Origin of the sequence: Marinobacter alkalisoli, from assembly GCF_045449795.1 — a bacterium.
In the GTDB taxonomy this organism is placed as follows: Bacteria; Pseudomonadota; Gammaproteobacteria; order Pseudomonadales; family Oleiphilaceae; genus Marinobacter.
Map to the genome: position 1 here is coordinate 49,490 of NZ_JBJJLB010000022.1, position 21,496 is coordinate 70,985.

General features: G+C 58.5%; 17 protein-coding genes. 8 read left to right on the forward strand and 9 right to left on the reverse strand.

All coding sequences use genetic code 11. From position 1 onward, the window contains the following. Positions 1–21 precede the first annotated feature (21 nt). The 4 genes from aupA (at position 22) to ACJO3M_RS10655 (ending at position 7,706) form a co-directional block, all read left to right on the forward strand. A complete protein-coding gene (gene aupA / locus ACJO3M_RS10640) occupies positions 22–1,359 on the forward strand; it encodes an alkane uptake protein AupA (protein ID WP_407001349.1) in 1,338 nt (445 codons plus the stop codon). A gap of 13 nt (positions 1,360–1,372) precedes the next feature. Next, positions 1,373–4,633, forward strand: a complete 3,261-nt coding sequence (locus ACJO3M_RS10645; protein WP_407001350.1) for an Ig-like domain-containing domain — start codon at positions 1,373–1,375, stop codon at positions 4,631–4,633. A 291-nt stretch (positions 4,634–4,924) separates the two neighbouring features. Further along, complete coding sequence (locus ACJO3M_RS10650; protein WP_407001351.1) at positions 4,925–7,231, forward strand: molybdopterin-dependent oxidoreductase; 2,307 nt, start codon at positions 4,925–4,927, stop codon at positions 7,229–7,231. Between the two features lie 19 nt (positions 7,232–7,250). Continuing rightward, the gene (locus ACJO3M_RS10655) at positions 7,251–7,706 is read left to right on the forward strand and encodes a DUF2489 domain-containing protein (RefSeq protein ID WP_407001352.1); all 456 of its coding nucleotides are present in this window, start codon (positions 7,251–7,253) and stop codon (positions 7,704–7,706) included. Positions 7,707–8,008: 302 nt separating this feature from the next. Here the strand turns inward: ACJO3M_RS10655 and ACJO3M_RS10660 are convergent, their stop codons facing one another. From ACJO3M_RS10660 to ACJO3M_RS10670, 3 genes are read right to left on the reverse strand one after another with little or no spacing between them, the layout of a single operon-like run. Beyond that, a complete protein-coding gene (locus ACJO3M_RS10660) occupies positions 8,009–9,373 on the reverse strand; it encodes an aminoacyl-tRNA deacylase and HDOD domain-containing protein (RefSeq protein WP_407001353.1) in 1,365 nt (454 codons plus the stop codon). Positions 9,374–9,422: 49 nt separating this feature from the next. After that, positions 9,423–11,498, reverse strand: coding sequence for an ATP-dependent DNA helicase RecG (gene recG / locus ACJO3M_RS10665; protein ID WP_407001354.1), 2,076 nt, complete (start codon positions 11,496–11,498; stop codon positions 9,423–9,425). Positions 11,499–11,506: 8 nt separating this feature from the next. After that, the gene (locus ACJO3M_RS10670; protein WP_407001355.1) at positions 11,507–12,466 is read right to left on the reverse strand and encodes a hydrogen peroxide-inducible genes activator; all 960 of its coding nucleotides are present in this window, start codon (positions 12,464–12,466) and stop codon (positions 11,507–11,509) included. Positions 12,467–12,576: 110 nt separating this feature from the next. Between ACJO3M_RS10670 and ACJO3M_RS10675 the strand changes: the two genes are divergently transcribed. Continuing rightward, complete coding sequence (locus ACJO3M_RS10675; RefSeq protein ID WP_407001356.1) at positions 12,577–13,446, forward strand: NAD-dependent epimerase/dehydratase family protein; 870 nt, start codon at positions 12,577–12,579, stop codon at positions 13,444–13,446. A 52-nt stretch (positions 13,447–13,498) separates the two neighbouring features. Here the strand turns inward: ACJO3M_RS10675 and ridA are convergent, their stop codons facing one another. From ridA to ACJO3M_RS10700, 5 genes are all read right to left on the reverse strand, one after another. Beyond that, the gene (gene ridA, locus ACJO3M_RS10680) at positions 13,499–13,885 is read right to left on the reverse strand and encodes a deaminase RidA (protein WP_248185376.1); all 387 of its coding nucleotides are present in this window, start codon (positions 13,883–13,885) and stop codon (positions 13,499–13,501) included. Positions 13,886–13,970: 85 nt separating this feature from the next. Further along, positions 13,971–16,103, reverse strand: a complete 2,133-nt coding sequence (locus ACJO3M_RS10685) for a RelA/SpoT family protein (RefSeq protein WP_407001357.1) — start codon at positions 16,101–16,103, stop codon at positions 13,971–13,973. A gap of 186 nt (positions 16,104–16,289) precedes the next feature. After that, complete coding sequence (gene rpoZ, locus ACJO3M_RS10690) at positions 16,290–16,502, reverse strand: DNA-directed RNA polymerase subunit omega (protein WP_406988913.1); 213 nt, start codon at positions 16,500–16,502, stop codon at positions 16,290–16,292. Positions 16,503–16,593: 91 nt separating this feature from the next. Beyond that, positions 16,594–17,226 carry a guanylate kinase gene (gene gmk / locus ACJO3M_RS10695; RefSeq protein WP_407001358.1) on the reverse strand — a complete coding sequence of 211 codons (633 nt, stop codon included), beginning with the start codon at positions 17,224–17,226 and terminating at the stop codon, positions 16,594–16,596. 103 nt (positions 17,227–17,329) lie between these two features. Further along, positions 17,330–18,196, reverse strand: coding sequence for a YicC/YloC family endoribonuclease (locus ACJO3M_RS10700; protein WP_407001359.1), 867 nt, complete (start codon positions 18,194–18,196; stop codon positions 17,330–17,332). Between the two features lie 172 nt (positions 18,197–18,368). Between ACJO3M_RS10700 and rph the strand changes: the two genes are divergently transcribed. After that, complete coding sequence (gene rph / locus ACJO3M_RS10705; RefSeq protein ID WP_406988910.1) at positions 18,369–19,085, forward strand: ribonuclease PH; 717 nt, start codon at positions 18,369–18,371, stop codon at positions 19,083–19,085. Positions 19,086–19,278: 193 nt separating this feature from the next. Here the strand turns inward: rph and ACJO3M_RS10710 are convergent, their stop codons facing one another. Beyond that, entirely contained in the window at positions 19,279–20,085 is an 807-nt protein-coding gene (locus tag ACJO3M_RS10710) for an exodeoxyribonuclease III (RefSeq protein ID WP_407001360.1), read from the reverse strand. Between the two features lie 81 nt (positions 20,086–20,166). Here ACJO3M_RS10710 and pyrE point away from each other — a divergent pair, with 81 nt between their 5' ends. Both pyrE and ACJO3M_RS10720 read left to right on the forward strand, forming a co-directional pair. Beyond that, positions 20,167–20,805 carry an orotate phosphoribosyltransferase gene (gene pyrE, locus ACJO3M_RS10715; protein ID WP_406985408.1) on the forward strand — a complete coding sequence of 213 codons (639 nt, stop codon included), beginning with the start codon at positions 20,167–20,169 and terminating at the stop codon, positions 20,803–20,805. Positions 20,806–20,811: 6 nt separating this feature from the next. Continuing rightward, positions 20,812–21,453 carry a DUF4124 domain-containing protein gene (locus tag ACJO3M_RS10720; protein WP_407001361.1) on the forward strand — a complete coding sequence of 214 codons (642 nt, stop codon included), beginning with the start codon at positions 20,812–20,814 and terminating at the stop codon, positions 21,451–21,453. Positions 21,454–21,496 lie beyond the last annotated feature (43 nt).

The window sequence follows — 21,496 nt, forward strand, 5'->3', positions numbered from 1 at the left end:
AAAATAACAGGAGTCAGATCCATGATCGGTTCTCACCGTTTCGCAGTACGGGCACTTACGCTTGCCGTCGCCACCACCACCGCAGGTTTTGGCAGTGTTGCATCCGCCAGCATGGGCAACCTGGGTACCACATATGGTGTTATGCCCGTGGACGTTGCCACCGCCCAGTCCCTGTCCATGTTCAACGACCAGGTCTCCGCGACCTATTACAACCCCTCCTACCTGACCAGCGATGAGCGCGGCGAGCTGACCGGCGGTATCCTTCACGCCGAACAGGAATTACGCTCCAGCCGGTCCGACGCGGACGGCGATGTAATTTCCGATTCCCCCAGCCAACACGTGTTGATTGGCATGAAAACCAACCTGGGCTCCCTCACCCGTTTTGACCACCCGATTTACCTGGGCTTTATTGCGGGCGTTGAGAAGTACGGTAAGGAAATGCTGGCGTTTTCATCCCAAACCTCCGAAACCGGCCAGTACCTCCAATACGGCAAGGAACCGCTGTTCCTGAACGTTGGCGGCGCGACTCCGCTGTGGCGCGGCATTTCCGGTGGTTTCTCGGTGCGTGTCACCCTGGAAGCAGCGGCCCAGCTTGATGCGGTTTCCACCCTTGGTGGTGAAACCAGCCGCGAGCGGCTTTCGGTGAACGCCGAGCCGTCCCTGAAATCCATCCTCGGTACTACCATCAAATGGGGTGATACATTCTGTCCTGAAAGCAGCTGCTTCCTAGACGGCTGGGAAAGCGCTGTGACCTATCGCACCAAGTCATCTGCTTCCACCGCGGTTGACTCCAACATCATCGTTACCCAGACCATCCCCGACCCGGGCCTGAGCCTGGCCGTGGCAACCATTGACTCCTTCCAGCCGGAAACCATCGGCTTCGGTACACAATACAAGGGCGATGGCTGGCGCATTGGCGGCAGCGTTGAACAACAGAACTGGTCCGAACTGGAAGACGAGTTCACCGGCGATACCATCCGCGACCAGGAAAACGTCAATCCGGGGAGCCGGATCCGTTTCGATGACATTCTGGTGCCACGCATTGGCGGCGAGTACGAGCTGGGCCAGCATTTCGCCATTCGCGGCGGTCTGGCTTATGAAGAGTCCCCACTCAAAACCACTCGCAATCCGGAACTGAACTACCTGGACACCGACAAAATCATTGCTGGCCTTGGCATCAGCGCAACCTACGATCGCACACGCCTGCTTGCCTATCCGGTTCGTCTGGACATCGGTTACCAGTACCAGCAATTGCAGGAACGGGATTTCACCATCGTCGACTTTGATGGCAACGAGCAACAAGCCACTGCAGACGGTGATATCCATGTAATCAGCGGCTCCATCACCCTGAAGTTCTGATAAGAGGTCTGCCATGAACTACAAAAATACACTGGCACTATTACCCGCTGCCATCCTTGCCGCCTGTGGCGGCGGGGGTGGCCAGGAAATCAACGAACCGCGGACGCCCGGCTCGGTCGTATACTCCTACCCGTCAGACGGCCAGGGTGAAGTCAGCCCGAAATCCGAACTGGTATTACGCTTCTCCCACGCCCTCTCCGATGAAGACGTCGCCAGCAAGATCCGTATTACCGGCGGTGACGACGAAGTATCGTTCACAACCGAAGGTATCGATGGCAATCGCAGCCTGAAAATCTCCCCGCAGGGCGAATTGGAGCCCGGCACCGAGTACACCATCGAGTTTGCCGAAGGCCTGCTCGCCGAGGATAACCGCATTATCCAGACACCCAACGCCGTTGGCGCGGCAGGTGTGCAATTCTCCACCCGTGGGTCGTTCAGCGGCATCGCCGGGCTGGACAACCTGAGCACCAGCTTCGACGTGGCAGAAATGATTCCGGCCCCTGGCGCGGTGTTCCGGCCCATGGACATTTCCACATTCCGCCTGCGCCTGACCCAACCAGTGCATCCGGAGTGGAAAGAGCTGGGCGGCGTTATTGAGATTACCGACAGCAACGGTGAACAGGTACCCGCCATCGTTCTGGCCAAGGGCCGGCTGGTCACCATCGACCCCTGCATACCAGACACCCCCGAGCTGTGCGGCCGGGATGACGACTTCCTGACCCCGGGCGAAACCTACACTGTCTCCGTCAGGAATCTGCCTGGCATTAATGGCGGTGTGCTGGAGAATTTCAGTGAAGAGATCACTCCACGAGATACCGGCCCAAGAGTCGTTCTGTTTCAAGAAGTCATCGACTCTGGCCTGAACGCAGGCAGCACTGCAACAGACGCCCGCCGCTCAAAACTGAACGGCCAGATCATCAACGGCGTTACCCTGAACTCTGTGCTTCAGGGCACCGCGGGCCCATCACAGCAAACCGGCGGCCTGTTTGCCGAACTGGGGTTCGCACCGGCGTTTGAAGCCGACGAGCCCCTGCCCCTGCGCGTGCCCAAAGGCAGCCTGCTAAACAGCAGCAGCCTGGATGTACGCATCAACGGCACAGTGCCGATTATCGACCCGGACACCGGCGAGATTCAGCAAACCGGCAACATCAAGGTCACCATGTTGTCGGACGCTACCGGTTATCTGATGCCCAACCCCTATACCGACGACCAGAGCGCACCACGGCACGTCAAACTGTTCATGGACGTATCCATGAACACCGAAGAGGAACAGCCGAACGCGTCACTGTCCCAGGACCTGCTTGGCGTTGAGCTGACCGGTATCGCCCTGGTGGAAGATGGCATACTGACCATCGACGCCATTGGCATGGTTGAACCCAACCTGCTCGGCCAGGAATTCACTGATTCCACCATCGCCTTCCGCATCGAAGCAGCCACCGACTCCACCTCCCAGCTCGACGCTGCCGATCAGCGTGACGAAGAGCTGCAAGACCTGACCGGACCACAACTGGTCAGTTGGATGCCCGGCCCCGAGGATGCGGTGCCCCCCACCCGCCAGGATATGCAACGTCCGGGTGATCCGGTGGTGCTGAACTTTGATGAGCCGCTGGACCAGGATTCTGTTGCCGATGGCGTAACAATCGACGAAGGCGGGGTTCCTCTCACTGTCGCCGATGGCTCCCTGAACGCGAAAGTTGATGGCACCGTACTGGTGCTGAACCCGGAGGGCGGCCTGAAGCATGGCGTGGATTACGCGGTCAATATCAATGGCGTAACCGATATTGCAGGCAATGCCGCGACAGTTCCGACATTGAACTTCCGCTTGCCGGAAATTGGTGAGGAAGGAGAGGTAACGCAGCGATCGCCGATCGCCCTTACCACTTTTCCCGGCTTTCCTTGCGTCACGACAGCTGTGGATTTGACAGCGGATACTCACGGACAGTGCATTGATGATGCACCAAGTGGACCAGAGGGCGATATTCTGCCCATATCGACTATGCCTGAGAATAGGCCGATAGTCGTTGTTTTCTCACAATCCATGAACCTCGATACAATAAATGAGAGTTCCTTTATTGTTGAGAAGATTAGTGATTCGTCCACAGCAATTGGCGCTGGCGAACTTGTTAGTGGTCGCCTTGAGAAGAACAACCAGCGAGTCCGCTTTTACCCAGACGAGCCTTGGGAACGTGGAAGTTATTACCGCTACACCATGCGCTCCGCCACTAGTGAGGGTTCTTGCGACAGCGCCATTTGCTCAAGCGCCGGCGCTGGCTTCCCACTCAAAACCGATCTGTTGGTAGATCCGGAAACAGTGGGTGGTCCTGATATGACCATCTATTTTAAAGGAGCGGCTCCAAGAGGTTCTGTCTTTACACCTCTTAGAAATCTACCAATTCGAGACACCAACTCAAACTACGTTGTAGATTGCCCTACTCTGGGAGGAGAGGAATGTCTGGAGCCGTTTAATCATCAGAGCGACGGCAATGGTGGATTCCTGCCATCGGCCAATGGGGCGAAGCTCTTGGTTACAGACAAAGAGGCAACCGTCTTAGGCGCTCCTGCCGGGGCCGCAGTAGGATGCTCTGCAGATACAGAAGGCGACTGCCCCAGGGATAAGTTCATTTACCAGACTTATGGTTTGAATACCGAGGTCGTTGGTCCTGCAACTGACCCTGAAACAGGAAAACAGGGGGTAAAAATCCTTCTGTATCCAACCATGCTTGCTGCAACCTCGGCTACCGTTGTGCTGGACGGACTTGGCGATCAAGTTACTGGCCCTCAAGTCCTTAGGATGCGGTATAGCGAGGGTTCTGACGGTGTAAGAGATGAACTCATAGAGGGCATCATTATCGAAGGTGAAGACGGCAATCCGCTCTTCAAAACTAGTGCGGAATTAACACTTGATGCACCAAATCTGGTAGTACCTTTGGAAGGTGCTCTGCAGCACAACCTGTACAGCTATCCGATTACACTGCAGCTCGACGGCCCAATCACATTCTTCGATGATGGCAGAATGCAGATTGAGCAAAGAAACATTAATGCTCCGGAAATCAATGTCCTAGTTTCCACAGAGAGCGCGATTCTTGACTCCGGGATTTCATTAACCAGCTGTCTCGGCGGCCTTTTATTTGGTAGCACCGAGGAATGTGAAGAACTTCTTGCGGGGGACACAGAGGAGTCTGGTGCTGTTCTGATACCACTTACAATCCCCGAACAAGGCATCTACCTAAACTTCCTCTCCAACCCAATCAAGGAGATCCCGGAAGAGTATTAATCTCCTATACTCACCCGCACTCCAGGCCAGCCTTCGGGCTGGCCTTTTTTATGGCCGCTTCAGCCAAGTCAGGCTTTTCCCCTCACCTGCATTTCCTGCTAATCTGGTTGTCTGTTGAAACCAACTCCACTCTTCCAGAGGCACGCGGGTACGGTGTTCCGGAACCGTGCGGAGCCAGGGATGGCGGAGCCCGAGCGTTACAGGGACGTATTCACAGCGTGTTCCGGAACACCGTACCCGCGTGCCTGCGCTCAGAGTCAGAAAATAAAAACCCGATCGGAGAGAGAACCCATGGAAAACGGCACCCATTACCGCACCTGCCACCTGTGCGAAGCCATGTGCGGCGTGGCTATCGAGGTCAAGGATGGACACATTGCCTCCATCAAGGGTGATGAAGACGATCCGTTAAGCCATGGCCACATCTGCCCCAAGGCGGTTGCCCTGCAGGATCTTCACGAAGATCCGGACCGCCTGAAAAAACCGATCCGCCGGACCGCCACCGGCTGGCAGGAAATGGACTGGGATGAAGCCTTCGACCTGGTGGCAGACCGCCTGCACCGGGTTCGCAAGGAACAGGGCCGCAACAGCATCGGGGTGTACCTGGGCAACCCGAACGTCCATAACCACGGGTCGCTGGTGGCCACCATGCCGTTCCTGCGGGCCATTGGTAGCCAGAACCGGTTCTCCGCCACCTCCAACGATCAACTACCCCACATGCTGGCCAGCCTGGAAATGTTCGGGCACCAGATCCTGTTTCCGATTCCCGATATCGACCGCACCGACCTGTTTATCTGCATCGGCGCGAACCCCATGGCCTCCAACGGCAGCCTGATGACGGTGCCGGACGTTCGCGGGCGCTTGAAAGCCCTGAAAAACCGGGGCGGCAAGATGATCGTGGTGGATCCACGGCGCACGGAAACCGGCAAACTGGCCGACGAATTCCATTTCATCCGCCCCGGTACCGATGCGCTGCTACTGATGGCCATGGTGCATACCCTGTTCGAAGAGGACCTGGTCAACCTTGGCCACGCGGAGAGCTGGACCAGGGATGTCGACCTGCTACGCCTGGCATCCCTGAGCTTTACCCCGGAGGCGGTCAGCTCCCACACCGGTCTTGATGCAGAAACTATCCGTGAACTGGCGCGGCAACTGGCCACTACACAAAAAGCAGCGCTGTACACCCGCATGGGCACCAGCACCCAGGCCTTTGGCGGCGTAGCCACCTGGCTGGCCTACTGCCTGAATATCCTGACCGGCAAGCTTGATGCCACCGGCGGTGTGATGTTTACCCAGCCCGCTATCGACCTGATTGCCCTTGGCGGCATGTCCGGCCAGCAGGGCCATTTTGGCAAACGTTACAGCCGCGTGAAGAAGCTGCCGGAATTCGCCGGTGAATACCCCGCCAGCACCATGGCGGACGAGATGCTGACGCCAGGCGAAGGCCAGATCAAAGCGTTTGTGACCGTCGCCGGCAACCCGGCGCTGTCCAACCCCAATGGCGGGCGACTGGAGCAGGCGCTGGAAGGCCTCGACTTCATGGTGTCGGTGGATTACTACCTGAATGAAACCACCCGCCACGCGGACGTGATCCTGCCTCCGACGGCGGCCCTCGAACGTAGCCACTACGATCTGATTTTCAGCATGTTCGCGGTGCGCAACTACGCCAAATACAGTGACCCACTGTTCGAAGCCGGTGACGATTCCCGCCACGACTGGCAAATCCTGCTGGAGCTGGCGCATCGCCTGGAGAAGAAACGCAAAGGCGGTCGCCTGCCCTTCCGCGCCGAACTGGGCTGGCGTGCCTTCAAACAGATCGGGCCGGACCCCATCCTGGACCTGCTGCTACGCTCCGGTCCCTACGGAGCGAACATCGGCCCGGCCCGGGGACTGGTACAGCCTGCCATCGATCTGGTCATGGATATCCTGCCCAGCCGCCATCCGCTTCAGGGCATCGCCAGGCTCAGCCCCCTCAACCGCCATTGGCAGGACCTTCCCAAAGGACTTTCCCTGGCAACGTTGCGGGACCATCCCAACGGTGTCGACCTGGGCCCTCTCAGACCCTGCATGCCGGAACGTCTGTTTACCCGTGACGGCAAGGTGAACCTTGCTCCCCGGCGCTATCTGCAGGATCTGGACCGGCTTCACGACCTGCTGGCGAGCCCGGCCACGGATGACCTGCTGATGATCGGCCGTCGACATGTGCGCAGTAACAACTCCTGGATGCACAACAGCCAAAGGCTGGTTAAGGGCAAGGACCGATGCACCCTGATCATCCACCCCAGGGATGCCGCACGCTGCGGGCTTCAAGCTGGCGATTCGGCGGAAATCACCTCGGACTCTGGCGATGTATCCGGTAACATCGTGCTGCCCGTTGAGATTTCCGAAGACATCATGCCTGGTGTCGTGTCCGTCCCCCATGGTTGGGGTCACCATCGTCAGGGCACCAGCCAGTCTGTGGCCGCCGCCCACGCGGGCGCCAGCCTCAATGACGTGCTGAGTGATCAGCAGGTGGACCCGCTGGTTGGCACGTCGGTACTCAATGGGCAGAAGGTCAAAATAAAGGTCTGGCGCACCGAGCGCCAGCGCAAACGCGCCTGATTGAAACGAGGATGACGCTATGCCCCTGTGGCTGCAATGGACACTGATCATCACCGGCCTGGTTGCCATCGCCCTGCTATCGGCTTTCATCGTGCGCCAGGCCAGGCTGCTGAAGAAAAACCGTAAAAGTAACGACAAGAACCGGGCGTTTCGGTCGCAGCGCCGGCAGTCGATGGTGGAAAGCATTCAGGTGATTGCGCAAGCCGTTGAAGAGGATCAGGTCGAGTACTCAGAGGCCTGTCTACGTCTGAAAGGATTGCTGGACCATGTAGCGCCGGAATTGCTTGAGCAGTCGCCGTTCCGGGTATTCCAGGAAGTCTACGAGCAGATTCAGCACATGCCGACTCACCGGGCCCGCCAGGCCACGGACACTCGCTTCATCGAAAAGATGGACAAGGAACGGCTCGCCGTTGAGGAAAAACACGCGGATGCCATTCGCCGTGCTGCAACCGCCCTTCGGCATCACACCTTCTGACGCCAGCCCAGCGGCCAACAAATTAATTTGTAACATTTTGTAACCGGAGCACCAAAGAACCCGGAACATTTAACTTTTGAAATCAACACATTCCAGTGTTTCAAAGTTGAAACAGTCCGCTTGCCCACTATTCGTTACCAAGGTTGACTTTTATTTCCAACCTCATCGTCTAAATTTAAAGACAAGGTACTCCTGATCAAACTCTGCGGGCACCTTGCGTTGTTTTCTCCTGATAAGTTTGGACGACTCTGCAACAAGCGGGTGAGCTTGCCGGCCCAAGGGCCGGCTTTTTTATAGTTAAATCAAGGACTCATCATGCCGGCCATAGCCATGATGCTGTCCTTGTTGTTCACCAGTTCATCAAATTGCTCTTCCACGGCACGCTGATCCAGACCCAATGACTGGTAAAGCTCCGGGCTCACTTCCTCACTGGCCCCCAGGGCAACACCACGCTGGCTGAGCAATTGCCGCCCAAGCCACAACAAACGGGCATACACGCTGTGGGGCCCTTCGTACTCGGGGTTTTTCTGGTAGCGGATAGCCAGGGTCACTTCATCTGGCATCCCCCAGTTCTGCATCAGTTCGGCGGCGATCTGTTCGCGGGTAATCCCCAGCAGGTAATGCTCGGTGACGGAGGAATCCAAGTGGCCATTCACTTCCAGTGACCGGCACACCAGTTTGAAGTGGGGCGGGAAAACCTGAGCCAGCACCAGGTGGCCGAAGTTGTGCAGCAGCCCGGCCAGGTAGGCCAGCCCGAATGCGGGCCGCTGCCCACGGGGCATCATGGCAGCCAGGATGCCGGCGGACTGCGCCTGCCAGATGGCTTGCTGCCAGTAGTCCACGTAGCCCTCCGGGTGATCCCGGGGCTCGGTCAGCGCACGGCCGAGGGCCAGTCCCATCGCCAGGTTCATCACCAGGTCAAAGCCCAGCACCCGTGACACCGCATCGTGCACCGACCGCACCTGCCCCGCCGCCGCGTAAAAGGAAGACGAAGCCCAACTCACGACCTGGGCTGCCAGACTGGGATCACTTTCAACGATATCCACCAGATCCCCCATTACCGCATTGGGGTTCACCCGAAGTCGGATAATCCGCTGGGCGGTTTCCGGGAGTGGCGGCAATTCCAGGGTGTCTTCCAGACGTTGCTGGATACGCAATCCGGTAAACTTCTTGATCGCGGAATGGAGCTGGTCCCGATCCTTTTCAGGGCGGTCCAGATTCACCGTGATGGTGTCCTCCGCCACAGCAAAGTCCATCCGGTCTGCCTGACGGGTAATGGCGTGAAAGTCCTCTCCTGGCATCACCATGGCCAGGTCCTGCGCACCAAGGACAATGGCAACGCTTTCAAGACTGTCGACCCGCTCATCCACCACTGTCGGCCATCCGGTCAGTGACGGCAACGCCGGCAATTCCGCCAGACCGGCCCGCTCCCTGACCCGCAGTTGCTCACGGCGTTTCATGATGTGCAGGTCACGCCCCAACCGCTTATTGAGTGCGTTGATGTCTAGGAGGTCATCATGCCGGGTAATGGCCTGAAGGTTTCCCTGCTCGTCACTGAGCAATACCATTCTCAGCAAGTGGTCAGTTCTGGCCTGGCTGATGTCCCGCAGGGCCACTTCCCCCGCGTTATCGCCCAGCGCCTGCCGGACCGCGACAGGTAGTTCCATAACTATCCCCCAAAGAAAATGCCGCCACGCCTGTGGTGGCAGCATAAATTTAAACGTCGCCGTAACGAATTCTCTCGCCCAGCCAGCGACGAATGAGGCCACCGACTGCATCGGGCTGTTTCATCAACCCCGGCGCCATCTCACGGATGGGTTCAATCCATCCCTTGTCCCGCTCAAAATCGGCCAGCCGAAACTGCATCATGCCGGTCTGGCGTGTTCCCAATACTTCCCCCGGCCCACGAATCTCCAGGTCCTTCTCGGCAATCACGAAGCCGTCCTGACTGTCCCGGAGAGCCTGCAAGCGGGCCTTGCCATTCAGGGATAAGGGCGGATGGTACATCAATACACAGAAACTGGCCTGTTCGCCCCGCCCCACACGACCACGAAGCTGATGTAACTGGGCCAGGCCAAGCCGCTCCGGGTTTTCGATGATAATAAGCGATGCGTTCGGCACATCCACCCCCACCTCAATCACGGTGGTTGCCACCAGCAGGTCCAGCTCGCCATTCTTGAAACGGCTCATCATCTCAGCCTTTTCCGCCGCTTTCAGGCGTCCGTGAACCAGGCCGGTTTTCAGATCCGGCAGGCGCTCCGACAATTCCCGGGCGGTCACCTCCGCAGCCTGGCACTGCAGCGCCTCGGATTCTTCGATCAGGGTACAGACCCAATAGGCCTGGCGACCTTCCTGGCAGGCATTGCGTACGCGCTCAATGACATCGTCCCGACGGCTGTCGGGAATCGCAATGGTTTCGATGGGCTTTCGCCCCGGCGGCAGCTCATCAATGACCGACGTATCCAGGTCGGCATAGGCACTCATGGCCAGGGTTCTGGGAATGGGTGTCGCGGTCATGATCAACTGGTGGGGTGCCAGGGAGCCGCCCACGCCTTTTTCCCGCAGCGCCAGCCGCTGATGGACACCAAAGCGATGCTGTTCATCGACAATCACCAGGGCCAGTCGGTTGAACGCCACGTCGTCCTGAAACAGGGCGTGGGTGCCGATGGCGACGGCGGCTTCGCCACTGCCAACCTGCTCCAGCGCTTCCCGCCGGGCCTTGCCCTTGACCTTGCCGGACAGCCACGCCAGGCGGATACCCAGCGGCTCCAGCCACTCCCGGAAGTTGTGATAATGCTGTTCCGCGAGAATCTCAGTAGGTGCCATTAACGCAACCTGAGCTCCCGCACCGATGGTTTGCAACGCCGCCAACGCGGCCACCACGGTTTTACCCGAGCCGACATCCCCCTGAACCAGACGCAACATCGGCAACGGCTGACTGAGATCCTGGCGTATCTCACGCACGACGTGCTGCTGGGCCCCGGTCAGGCGAAAGGGCAACTCTTCCAGGAAGCGTTCCACAAGGTCGCCCGTGGGTAACAGCGGCAGGGCTTCCCTTGCCTGGATCTGTTCCCTGACCTGCAACAGACTGAGTTGATGGGCCAGCAGCTCTTCCATCACCAGCCGTTGCTGGGCCGGGTGCCTGCCTTCCATTAACAAGTGAACCGGCGCATTAGCAGGCGGCGAATGCACCAGCTCCACTGCGGCGGTAATGCCCGGCAGCTGATAATCCGACAGCAGTGCCGGGGGTAGCCAGTCACGAATAGGGTAACGCTTGAGGTACGTCAGCGCCTGCTGACACAGGGAACGTACCCGTGGCTGCTGGATGCCTTCGGTCAGCGGGTAGACCGGTGTCAGCGTGGCCTCACCCTCCGCCGGCATGGGCGGCGGGTTGGTCTGGTATTCGGGGTGGTAGAACTCGTAGCCGGCCCGGCCAGGGCGGACCTCGCCAAAGCATCGCACCCGGGCGCCCTCGGACAACTGGTTTTTCTGGGCGGCATTGAAGTGGAAAAAGCGCATCACCAGAAAGCCGCTGTGGTCTTTCAGGGTGACCTGAAGGCTGCGTCGCCGCCCCATGACCAGATCGGTTTTGACCACCTCGCCTTCCACCACGCCCACATCCCCGATACGCAGATTGCCCATGGGGATAATACGGGTGCGGTCTTCGTATCGGTGCGGCAGGTGAAACAGCAGATCCTGCAGGGACTGGATCCCCAGCTTGGCCAGCCGGTCTGCCAGGGCGCTTCCCACACCCTTGAGGGTAGTAACCGGAATGTCGTCCAGTGACGTCATGGCCGGCCTCAGGCGCTGGCGGCAACGGCCGGGGTGTCTGACCTGGCCTTTTCAATGACCCGGCACTGGCTGGCCGCCAGTGACAGCACATCGATGGCTTTCGGTCGCGGGAACGTCACCCGCCAGGCCAGCGCTACGGTGCGAAATGGCACCGGGGCTGCAAACGGGCGCACGGCCAGGATATCTTCATGGTACTGCATCGCGGTCGCCGCCGAGAGCGGTAACACGGTAATGCCCAGGCCGGAGGCCACCATGTGGCGGATGGTTTCCAGGGAGCTGCCTTCAGTCACCAGTGCCGGAGCAGACGCCCCGACATTACGGGTGACGGCATCAACCAGCGGCGGGCAGGATTCCAGCACCTGATCCCGGAAACAGTGCCCCGGGCCAAGCAACAGCAACTGCTCCTTCGCCAGCTCTTCCGCAGTCAGACTTTCCTTCTCGGTCAGCGGGTGACCGGCAGGCAGTAACACTACAAACGGCTCGTCATACAGCGGCAGCGTGACAACCTCGGGCTCCTCGAACGGCAGCGCAATAATGATGGCATCCAGCTCGGAATGCCGGAGCTTCTGGCGCAGGCTGGCGGTGTAGTTCTCTTCTATGAACAACGGCATATCCGGCGCGGCACGTCGTAATTCGGGCAGAAGGTGAGGAAACAGATACGGACCAATGGTATAAATAGCGCCGACTTTCAGCGGAGAGTTCAGCTGGTTCTTGCCGTCCTGGGCCATGTCCTTGATCACACCGACCTGATCCAGTACCCGCTGGGCCTGTTCGATAATACGCAGACCGGTCTCGGTCACACGGATGCTGCTCTTGCTTCGCTCAAACAGGGGAATACCGAGCTCGTCTTCCAGCTTTTTTACGGCCACGCTCAACGTGGGCTGACTGACGTGGCAACGCTCGGCGGCGCGACCAAAATGCCTTTCCCGTGCGAGGGTAACAACGTATCGTAACTCGGTGAGAGTCATGGTGAGCTCCGGTCAGGGTATTCTAGATAAAAAGTTCGTCCAGGTCAGAGTTCTGTGTGTTCAACGGCCCCGTTGGCTGATAAGCCAAAGCATAAGGATTGATATTGTCTATGGCAATCACTGAAAGCAATAAACTGCCACGAATTCTTGTTGCCGGCTGCGGCAAACTCGGCGGCAATATTGCCTCGCTTTTGGCCGACCAGGCCGAAGTGTTCGGACTCAGACGCACCCCCGACCGGATACCCAACGGTATCCAGCCATTGGGGGCGGATCTGATGCAGGCGGACCAGGTCAACGCTGTCATCCCCTCCCGACTCGATGCCGTGATTTACTGCCTGACACCGTCAAACTATGACGAGCAGGGGTACCGTGACGCCTACGTAACCGGCCTGAAAAACCTGCTGGGCTCGCTGTCAGGGCAGGCACTTCAGCGCCTGATCTTTATCAGCAGCACCAGCGTGTACGCCCAGGATGACGACGCCTGGGTCGATGAATCGAGCCCCACGGAACCCGAGCGCTCCAGCGGCCAGGCCATTCTGGCAGGTGAACGGCTGGCTCTGGACAGCGGTTTTCCCGCAACCATCGTTCGTTTCAGCGGGATTTACGGCCCTTCCCGCCGGCGCTTCCTGGAGGCCGTGGTTGCCGGCAACATGGACCCGGCCAGCCCAGGCCCGTTCAGCAACCGTATTCACGAGGTCGACGCTGCAGCCATCGTTGCGCATCTCATTAGTAAATCGCTCAGTGGAGAGCCGGTGGAAGATTGCTATGTCGCCAGCGATTGCGAGCCGGTGCGGCTGGATGAGGTGGTCCACTGGGTTCAGGAACAGCTGTCTTGCGCGGCGCCCAAAGCCGATGCCCGCAAGGGCGGCAGGGCAGGCAGCAAGCGCTGCAATAACCAGCGCTTGCTGGACAGCGGCTACCGCTTCCGCTACCCCGATTTCCGGGCGGGGTATCGGGAGATGATCACCGGCCGCCCATAAAAAAAGCGGCCAGTGCAAGTGGCCGCTTTCTTATCGCTGCTGATTCAAGCCATCAGCTCAGAACCATCACCGCTTCCATTTCGATGGGCACACCCTTTGGCAGGGCCGCTACACCAACAGCGGCGCGGGCCGGATACGGCTCCTGGAAATACGTCGCCATGATTTCGTTGACCGTGGCGAAGTTGGCCAGGTCCGTCATGTAGATGTTGAGTTTGACGATGTCTTTCAGCTCACCGCCGCCGGCTTCGCAGACCGCTTTCAGGTTCTCGAACACCTGACGGGTCTTGGCGGCGAAATCACCGGCCACCACTTCCATGGTTTCCGGCACCAGAGGAATCTGTCCCGACAGGTAAACGGTATCGCCGGCTTTTACCGCCTGGGAATAGGTACCGATTGCCTGGGGGGCATTCTCGGTCTGGATGATAGATTTGTTGGTCATGACCTTTGGGTTCCTCTCTTCCAAAACGCCAATCGTCGCCCCTCGGAGCGCACCCTGTCAACCAGCCGTTGGTCGGCATTCCGGGTCAATGACGCACCCGGTTGATGTGGGTCACGGCGCGAATATTGCGAACCCGACGCATCACCCGGGCCAGGTGACGGCGACCGTTCACATGCACCACCAGGCTGACAACGCCCAGCCGTGCGTTCTGCTCTTCGACGTTAATCCGTTCGATATTGCCGTCGGCCATGGCCACGGCGTTGGCCACCTCGGCGATGACGCCACGCTGGCGCTCCAGCTCCACCCGCAGCTCTACCGAAAATTCATCAGTGATGTCCTTGGCCCACTTGAGGTGCGTCAGGCGCGCCCGGCCTTCGTCGTCCTCCGGCAATCGCGAACAGGTATCGGAGTGGATGATCATGCCCTTGCCAGAGTCCATCACACCAACCACCGGGTCCCCGGGAATCGGCTTGCAGCAACTGGCGAAGCGGACCAGCAGACCCTCGGTTCCGCGAATGGTCACCGGGCTTCCCGGCGACTGGGCGTCCGAGACGGTGCCGGTGGTTTCCTCTTCACCACTGACCAGCTGCCGGGCCACCAGGTACGCCATGCGATTACCCAGACCAATCTCGCTGACCAGGTTGTCCAGACTGCTGACCTGATTGTGCTTCACCACCGCGTCAATCTGACTGTCACTGATGCTGGACAGACTGGTCCCGAAGCCCTTGAGGGATTTCTTCAGCAACGCCTTGCCCAGCTCCAGGGATTCCGTCCGCTTCTGATTCTTCAACACGTGGCGAATGCTGCTGCGGGCCTTGCCGGTGACCACAAAGCTTAACCACGCCGGATTCGGGCGCGCCCCGGGTGCGGTGATGACTTCCACGGTCTGACCGCTCTGCAACGGCTGGCTCAGGGAACCCAGGTTACGGTTGATGCGGCAGGCAACCGTGGCATTACCAATATCGGTGTGAATGGCGTAGGCGAAGTCCACCGGCGTGGCGCCGCTGGGCAATTCCATGATCTTGCCCTTGGGCGTAAACACGTAGATTTCGTCCGGGAACAGGTCGACCTTGACGTGCTCAATGAATTCCAGGGAGTCGTCCGCCCGCTCCCGCATTTCCATCAGACCCTGCACCCAGCGGTCCACCCGGGACTGATTCACACTGGTCACGCTGGTGGGTTCGTTCTTGTACATCCAGTGGGCGGCAATACCGTTGTTGGCAATGTGCTCCATTTCCTCGGTGCGGATCTGGATTTCGATATTCACATGCATGCCGAACAGCGTGGTGTGCAGGGACTGGTAGCCATTAGCCTTGGGCATGGCGATGTAATCCTTGAAACGCCCCGGCAGCGGCTTGTACAGGCTGTGCACTGCACCCAGGATACGGTAGCAGTCGTCCTCGGTGTCGGTGATGATACGGAACGCGTACACATCCATGATTTCGTGGAACGACTTCTGCTTGAACTTCATCTTGTTGTAGATGCTGTTCAGATGCTTTTCGCGCCCCAGGATACGGCCCGGCAACCCTCGTTCTTCCAGCTTTTCCTGAAGCTTGCCGCGGATCTCGTCAATGATTTCCCGGTGGCTGCCCCTCAGTTTTTCCACCGCCTTGGAAATGTACCGCGAGCGCATCGGATAGAGGGACGAGAACCCCAGATCCTCCAACTCGGTGCATATCGAGTGCATGCCCAGGCGATTGGCAATAGGGGCATAGATATCGAGGGTTTCGGTGGCAATACGCAGACGCTTTTCATAGGGCATGGGCCCCAGGGTGCGCATGTTATGCAGACGGTCCGCCAGCTTCACCAGGATGACGCGAATATCCCGGGCCATGGCCAGGGTCATTTTCTGGAAATTCTCGGCCTGGGCTTCGGCGCGGGAGCGGAATTCAATCTGGGTCAGCTTGCTGACGCCGTCTACCAGTTCTGCGACATCCTCGCCAAACTGATCCGACAGGGCGTCCTTGGGAATACCAGTGTCTTCGATAACGTCGTGAAGCATGGCCGCCATCAGGCTCTGATGGTCCAGTTTCAGGTCGGCAAGGATATGGGCAACAGCAAGGGGGTGGGTGATGTAACGGTCGCCACTGCGGCGCATCTGGCCTTCGTGGGCTTGCTCGGCATAATAGTAGGCTCGTCGCACCTGATTGATGCGATTGGTATCCAGATAGGAACTGAGCTCTTGCGCCAGCCCTTCAACCGTTGCCTCTGCCGACACCGCGCCTCCGAGTACAGATTGAAAAGTAAAAATTGAGAAGTACAGACCGAAAATCAGGGATAAAAAAACCCGAATGCGTGCATCCGGGTCCTTCCGTTATCCGTCCAGCCATGCGTCATAGCTACACTATAAAACCGCAGGGACAGATTTCAATGCTTGAGGCAGGCATTCTACCTGCCTTGCAGCTTAATCTTCCTCTTCTTCCGTCAGAAGGCTGCGGGTTACTTTGCCTTCGGCAATTTCACGCAGGGCAATGACAGTAGGCTTGTCGTTCTCTTCCGCTACCATCGGCTCAAAGCCCTTGGTGGCAATCTGGCGAGCGCGCTTGGTAGCCAGCATAACCAGCTGAAAACGGTTATCAACGTTTTCCAGACAATCTTCAACGGTAACTCGTGCCATAACTTCCCCGACAAAATAAAAAAATGACTGATTCAGCAGACCGCATAGTTTACTGCGACCGGCTCAATTTGTATACAGCGGAAACGCGCCGTCAGTCCCGGGCCGACAACCGTGCCAGCAAATTGCTATAGCGCACCTGCTGGGCCGCTATCCGCAGGCGCTGGCCGCGCACGATGGCAAGCAGGTCCTGGAGCGCCACATCGAAGTCATCGTTCACCACCAGGTAATCAAACTCGACGGCGTGACTGCACTCTTCCGCGGCCTCACGCAGCCTGCGATCAACCACTTCCGGAGCGTCTGTGCCCCGACCGGTCAGGCGCTCGCGCAGCACTTCCGGGGATGGCGGCACAATGAATATGCCAACGCACTCGGGAATAAGCCGCCGCACCTGCTCGGCGCCCTGCCAGTCGATTTCCAGGATAACGTCCCGCCCCTTCGCAAGGGTTTCACGCACCCAGACCTGGGAGGTGCCGTAGTAGTTGCCGAACACATCCGCGTGTTCGAGAAAATCGCCGCGGCCAATCATCGCTTCGAACTCGTCACGGCTGACGAAATGGTAGTTCACCCCGTGCTGCTCGCCCTCCCGCATCGGGCGGGTGGTGTGGGAAACCGACACACCCAGCTTTTCGTCATTGCGCAGCATTTCTGCCACAAGGCTGGTCTTCCCTGCCCCGGAAGGGGCCGAAATTACATAGAGGGTACCTTGTTCAACTGCCTGGCTCATGGCGCACAACTCTCCGGTCCTGACTGAATTCCGCGACATCTCACCGGTCACAACCCGCTGCCGCAATAACAAGGGGCGGGATTATACACGATGCGGGAATCCCTTACTCCAGGTTCTGCACCTGTTCCCTCATCTGCTCGATCAGCACCTTGAGATCCACCGCCACGCGGGTTACCCGGGCGTCGATGCTCTTGCTACTGAGCGTATTGGCCTCGCGGTTCAGCTCCTGCATCAGGAAATCCAGGCGGCGGCCGATGGCATCATCCGACTGCAGGGTTTCCGATACCTCGGTGACATGAGCCTCCAGACGATCAAGCTCCTCCGCCACATCGCTTTTCTGGGCCAGCATCACCATCTCTTGTGCGATGCGCTCAGGGTCAATCTCCACCTTGGCTTTCTCGAAGCGATCCTTCAGGTTCTTCTCCTGCGCCTTCAGCAACTCCGGCATCAGGCTGCGCACCTCGCTGACCTGCTCGCCCATGGTCTTGAGGCGATCCTCAAACAGCGGCCGCAAACGCTCACCTTCCCGCTCACGGACCGTCACCAGCTCGGCAACCGTTCGCTCAAACAATTCCCCAGCCGCTTCCCGCGCCGGGCCGTAATCCAGTTCCTTGACCGACAACACCCCCGGCCAGCGCAGGATATCCAGGGCATTGATATGGGCGGGGTTATCCAGCATTCGATTGACGTGATTGGCGGCCTCATTCACCGCATGAGCCATCTCCTCACAGACTTCAAACCCCTGCCCGGCGCTTTCAGCCGTTTGCAGGCGCATGGACACATCCACCTTCCCGCGCTTGAGCTGCTGGCGCAGCTGTTCACGGAACGTATTTTCCAGCTCGCGGAGCGCCTCCGGCAGCCGAAAGGAAGGCTCCAGGTACCGATGGTTCACTGTACGAATCTCACACGTCAGTGTTCCCCATTCTCCCTGGGTATCCTGTCGGGCAAAGGCAGTCATACTTCTGATCATGGCGACTCCGCTAGTCATCAAGTGCAATCGTTCAAGTTTAGCAGGCCCGCGTGCAAAACCGCGAACCTCCACGGCAGAGACCGGAACTTCCCCGTGTTATACTCGGCGGTCTTCCCAATTTTCAACAATCGGGTATACACCCGGACATCCACTACCAATATCAGGAAACACTATGCGCCCAAGCGGAAGAACTCCGGAACAACCGAGAGACATCCGAATCACCCGCAACTACACCCGTCATGCGGAAGGCTCCGTACTGATCGAGTTCGGCGACACCAAGGTGATCTGCACCGCGTCTGTCGAAAACAAGGTACCGCCATTCCTGCGCGGCGAAGGCAAAGGCTGGATCACCGCCGAATACGGCATGCTGCCCCGCTCCACCGGCAGCCGCATGGGTCGCGAAGCCGCCCGCGGCAAACAGGGCGGCCGCACCGTCGAAATCCAGCGCCTGATCGGCCGCTCCCTGCGCGCAGCGGTTGACTTGAGCGCCCTGGGTGAGCACTCCATTACCATCGACTGTGACGTTATCCAGGCCGACGGCGGCACCCGCACCGCAGCCATCACCGGCGGCTGCGTTGCCCTGGTTGATGCACTGAACCACCTGGTCGCCGAAAAGCGCCTGAAGGAATCACCGCTGAAGCAAATGGTGGCGGCGCTGTCCGTTGGCGTATACAAAGGCACACCGGTTCTCGACCTGGACTACCCGGAAGACTCCGAAGCCGAAACGGACATGAACGTGATCATGACCGATCAGGGTGGCTTCATCGAGATTCAGGGTACCGCCGAGGGCGCGCCGTTTGTTCAGGAAGAACTGGACAGCATGCTGGCATTGGCCAGGCAGGGTATTGATCAACTGTTTGAGATTCAGAAGGCGGCTTTGGAGGGGTAACTTCCGGGGCTTGTGGGTGTCGGATTACGGCTTTCGCCTAATCCGACCTACGGTGCTACACACCCAAGTCTGGGCGCCGTGTCTGAGACTTCTCCCCAGACTGTTGAAGGCCAGGGACGGCCTGAAACAAGCGCACAGGGATGTGCTCGTAGCGTGTCTGGGGAGAAGTCTCAGACACGGCGCTTCCCCCAGACTAAAAGCCGATTTCGATGTCGTAGTCCATGATCACCGGCGCGTGATCGGAAAAGCGGGTGCCGGTGTCTATCCAGCCATCCTGAATGGTCTTGCGAATGCCCGGGGTCATCAGCTGGTAGTCCACACGGATGCCCGCATTCTTGCGTGACCCTTCGGTCTGCTCCGGCCACCAGGTGAACTGATTACTCTGCTTGTTGATCTCGCGGAACGCATCAATACAGCCCATCTCATCAAACAGGCGATCCAGCCACGCCCGCTCATGGGGCATAAAACCGGACACATCCAGCTTGTGGTAAAGCGGGCTCGCGTCCGTCACGTGCTGTGCCGTCTGCAGATTGGCGCCAAAAATGAACTGACGACGCTTACGCAACGTCTTCTGCATGTGCAGACCGAAGGCTTCCATGAAGTCGTCCTTGTGGTCCAGCACGGTCAGGTCATTGTCACCGATCAGCTCATCTTCCCGGCCCAGGGCACAGGGCGCCAGAACACAGGCAACCGATACCCTGTCAAAATCCGCCTGGATAAAACGCCCTTCCCGGTCCGCCTGCTCATTGGCGAACCCGTACATGATGGCCTTCGGGAAATGGCGGGTGTAGATACCCACACCACCATCCTCGTTATTCTCGCCATCAATGAAATAGGCCTCATAACCTTCCGGGATCAGGTTGAAGTCTTCAATCTCATAGGCCCGCATGCGGTGATCCTGAACGCAGACCACGTCAGCATCCTGCTCGGCCAGCCACTCGAAGAAACCTTTTTCAACAGCCTGGGCCAGACCGTTGACGCTGATTGATACTACCCGCATACGTGTTCCCTGATTCGGTTTGTGTGTATGATACCGGTTTTACGCTTTAATTAAAGATCCACACCCGCCAGAAGCCTTGTCATGCACGACTATCAGCAACATTTCATTGAATTTGCCATTCGCCGTAACGTTCTCCGTTTTGGCGAATTTCAGCTCAAGTCCGGCCGTACCAGCCCGTACTTCTTCAACGCCGGCCTGTTTAACACCGGTGAGGACCTGCTCGAACTAAGCAAGGCCTATGCCGCAGCCCTGCAGCGCAGCGGCCTGGATTATGACATCATTTTCGGCCCTGCCTATAAGGGCATACCGTTGGCCACTGTAACGGCCATGGCGCTGGCCTCTGAAGGCCAGAACAAACCGTTCGCCTTCAACCGCAAGGAAAAGAAGGATCACGGAGAAGGCGGCAACATCGTCGGCGCCCCACTTGAGGGCAAGGTGCTGATTGTTGATGATGTCATTACCGCCGGGACAGCCATTCGCGAATCCATCGACCTGATCCGGGCGGCCGGCGCAGAACCCGCAGGTGTGCTGATTGCCCTCGACCGCCAGGAACGCGGCAATGGCGAACTGTCGGCCATTCAGGAAGTGGAAAGGGACTTCGGTCTGCCGGTGGTCAGCATAATTCAGCTGGACCAGGTTCTTGATTACCTGGCGACCCAGCCTGGCTTTGCCGACCATGCCGATAACGTTGCACAATATCGGGATCGTTACGGAGTCTGAACTCACATGAAGCGTCTGACCAGATTTTCACTCATTGCTTCCGCCCTCCTGCTGGCCGCAACTGCAGCAGAGGCCAGGATGTACCGTTACACGGACGAAAACGGCCAGCTTGTCATCAGCAATACCATTCCCCAGGAAGCCTCCCGGCGAGGCTATGACATCCTCAATTCCAAGGGACGGGTGATCGACTCCGTTGATCCTGCCCCCACTGCCGAAGAGATTGCAGCCCGGGAAGCCAGGGAACAACGCGAAGAAGCCGAAAGAATCCAGCGAGAGAAAGATCAGGCACTGCTCAAGCGCTTTAGCCACCCGGACCAAGCGGTCAGGGCCATGCATCGCAAAATTCGCGAACTGGAAAGCCTGAACCAGCTCAAACGCGGCAACATCTCCGTGATCCTCAGCCAGCTCAACAACGTGGAAGGCCGGGCAGCCGACATGGAGCGCGCCGGGCGAGACATTCCCGAATCCACGCTGGAAAAGATTCGTCGCCTGGAAGCTCAGATCCATGACATTGAGCAGGAAATTGCCTTGCAGAAATCCGAAATCCAGTCCCTGCGCGACGACTTCGAAGCTGACATCAAGCGTCTGGAAACCCTGACAGGAGAAGAGAGAACGCTTCCCCTCGAACGCCCCGAAGACAACCAATAGCTTCGGGACACAGTCACAAAAAAGGCCACCTTAACAGGTGGCC

Coding starts and splice junctions, on each gene's coding strand:
- aupA (WP_407001349.1), top strand. CDS start 22: ATGATCGGTTCTCACCGTTTCGCAGTACGGGCACTTACGCTTGCCGTC.
- ACJO3M_RS10645 (WP_407001350.1), top strand. CDS start 1,373: ATGAACTACAAAAATACACTGGCACTATTACCCGCTGCCATCCTTGCC.
- ACJO3M_RS10650 (WP_407001351.1), top strand. CDS start 4,925: ATGGAAAACGGCACCCATTACCGCACCTGCCACCTGTGCGAAGCCATG.
- ACJO3M_RS10655 (WP_407001352.1), top strand. CDS start 7,251: ATGCCCCTGTGGCTGCAATGGACACTGATCATCACCGGCCTGGTTGCC.
- ACJO3M_RS10660 (WP_407001353.1), bottom strand. CDS start 9,373: ATGGAACTACCTGTCGCGGTCCGGCAGGCGCTGGGCGATAACGCGGGG.
- recG (WP_407001354.1), bottom strand. CDS start 11,498: ATGACGTCACTGGACGACATTCCGGTTACTACCCTCAAGGGTGTGGGA.
- ACJO3M_RS10670 (WP_407001355.1), bottom strand. CDS start 12,466: ATGACTCTCACCGAGTTACGATACGTTGTTACCCTCGCACGGGAAAGG.
- ACJO3M_RS10675 (WP_407001356.1), top strand. CDS start 12,577: ATGGCAATCACTGAAAGCAATAAACTGCCACGAATTCTTGTTGCCGGC.
- ridA (WP_248185376.1), bottom strand. CDS start 13,885: ATGACCAACAAATCTATCATCCAGACCGAGAATGCCCCCCAGGCAATC.
- rpoZ (WP_406988913.1), bottom strand. CDS start 16,502: ATGGCACGAGTTACCGTTGAAGATTGTCTGGAAAACGTTGATAACCGT.
- gmk (WP_407001358.1), bottom strand. CDS start 17,226: ATGAGCCAGGCAGTTGAACAAGGTACCCTCTATGTAATTTCGGCCCCT.
- ACJO3M_RS10700 (WP_407001359.1), bottom strand. CDS start 18,196: ATGATCAGAAGTATGACTGCCTTTGCCCGACAGGATACCCAGGGAGAA.
- rph (WP_406988910.1), top strand. CDS start 18,369: ATGCGCCCAAGCGGAAGAACTCCGGAACAACCGAGAGACATCCGAATC.
- ACJO3M_RS10710 (WP_407001360.1), bottom strand. CDS start 20,085: ATGCGGGTAGTATCAATCAGCGTCAACGGTCTGGCCCAGGCTGTTGAA.
- pyrE (WP_406985408.1), top strand. CDS start 20,167: ATGCACGACTATCAGCAACATTTCATTGAATTTGCCATTCGCCGTAAC.
- ACJO3M_RS10720 (WP_407001361.1), top strand. CDS start 20,812: ATGAAGCGTCTGACCAGATTTTCACTCATTGCTTCCGCCCTCCTGCTG.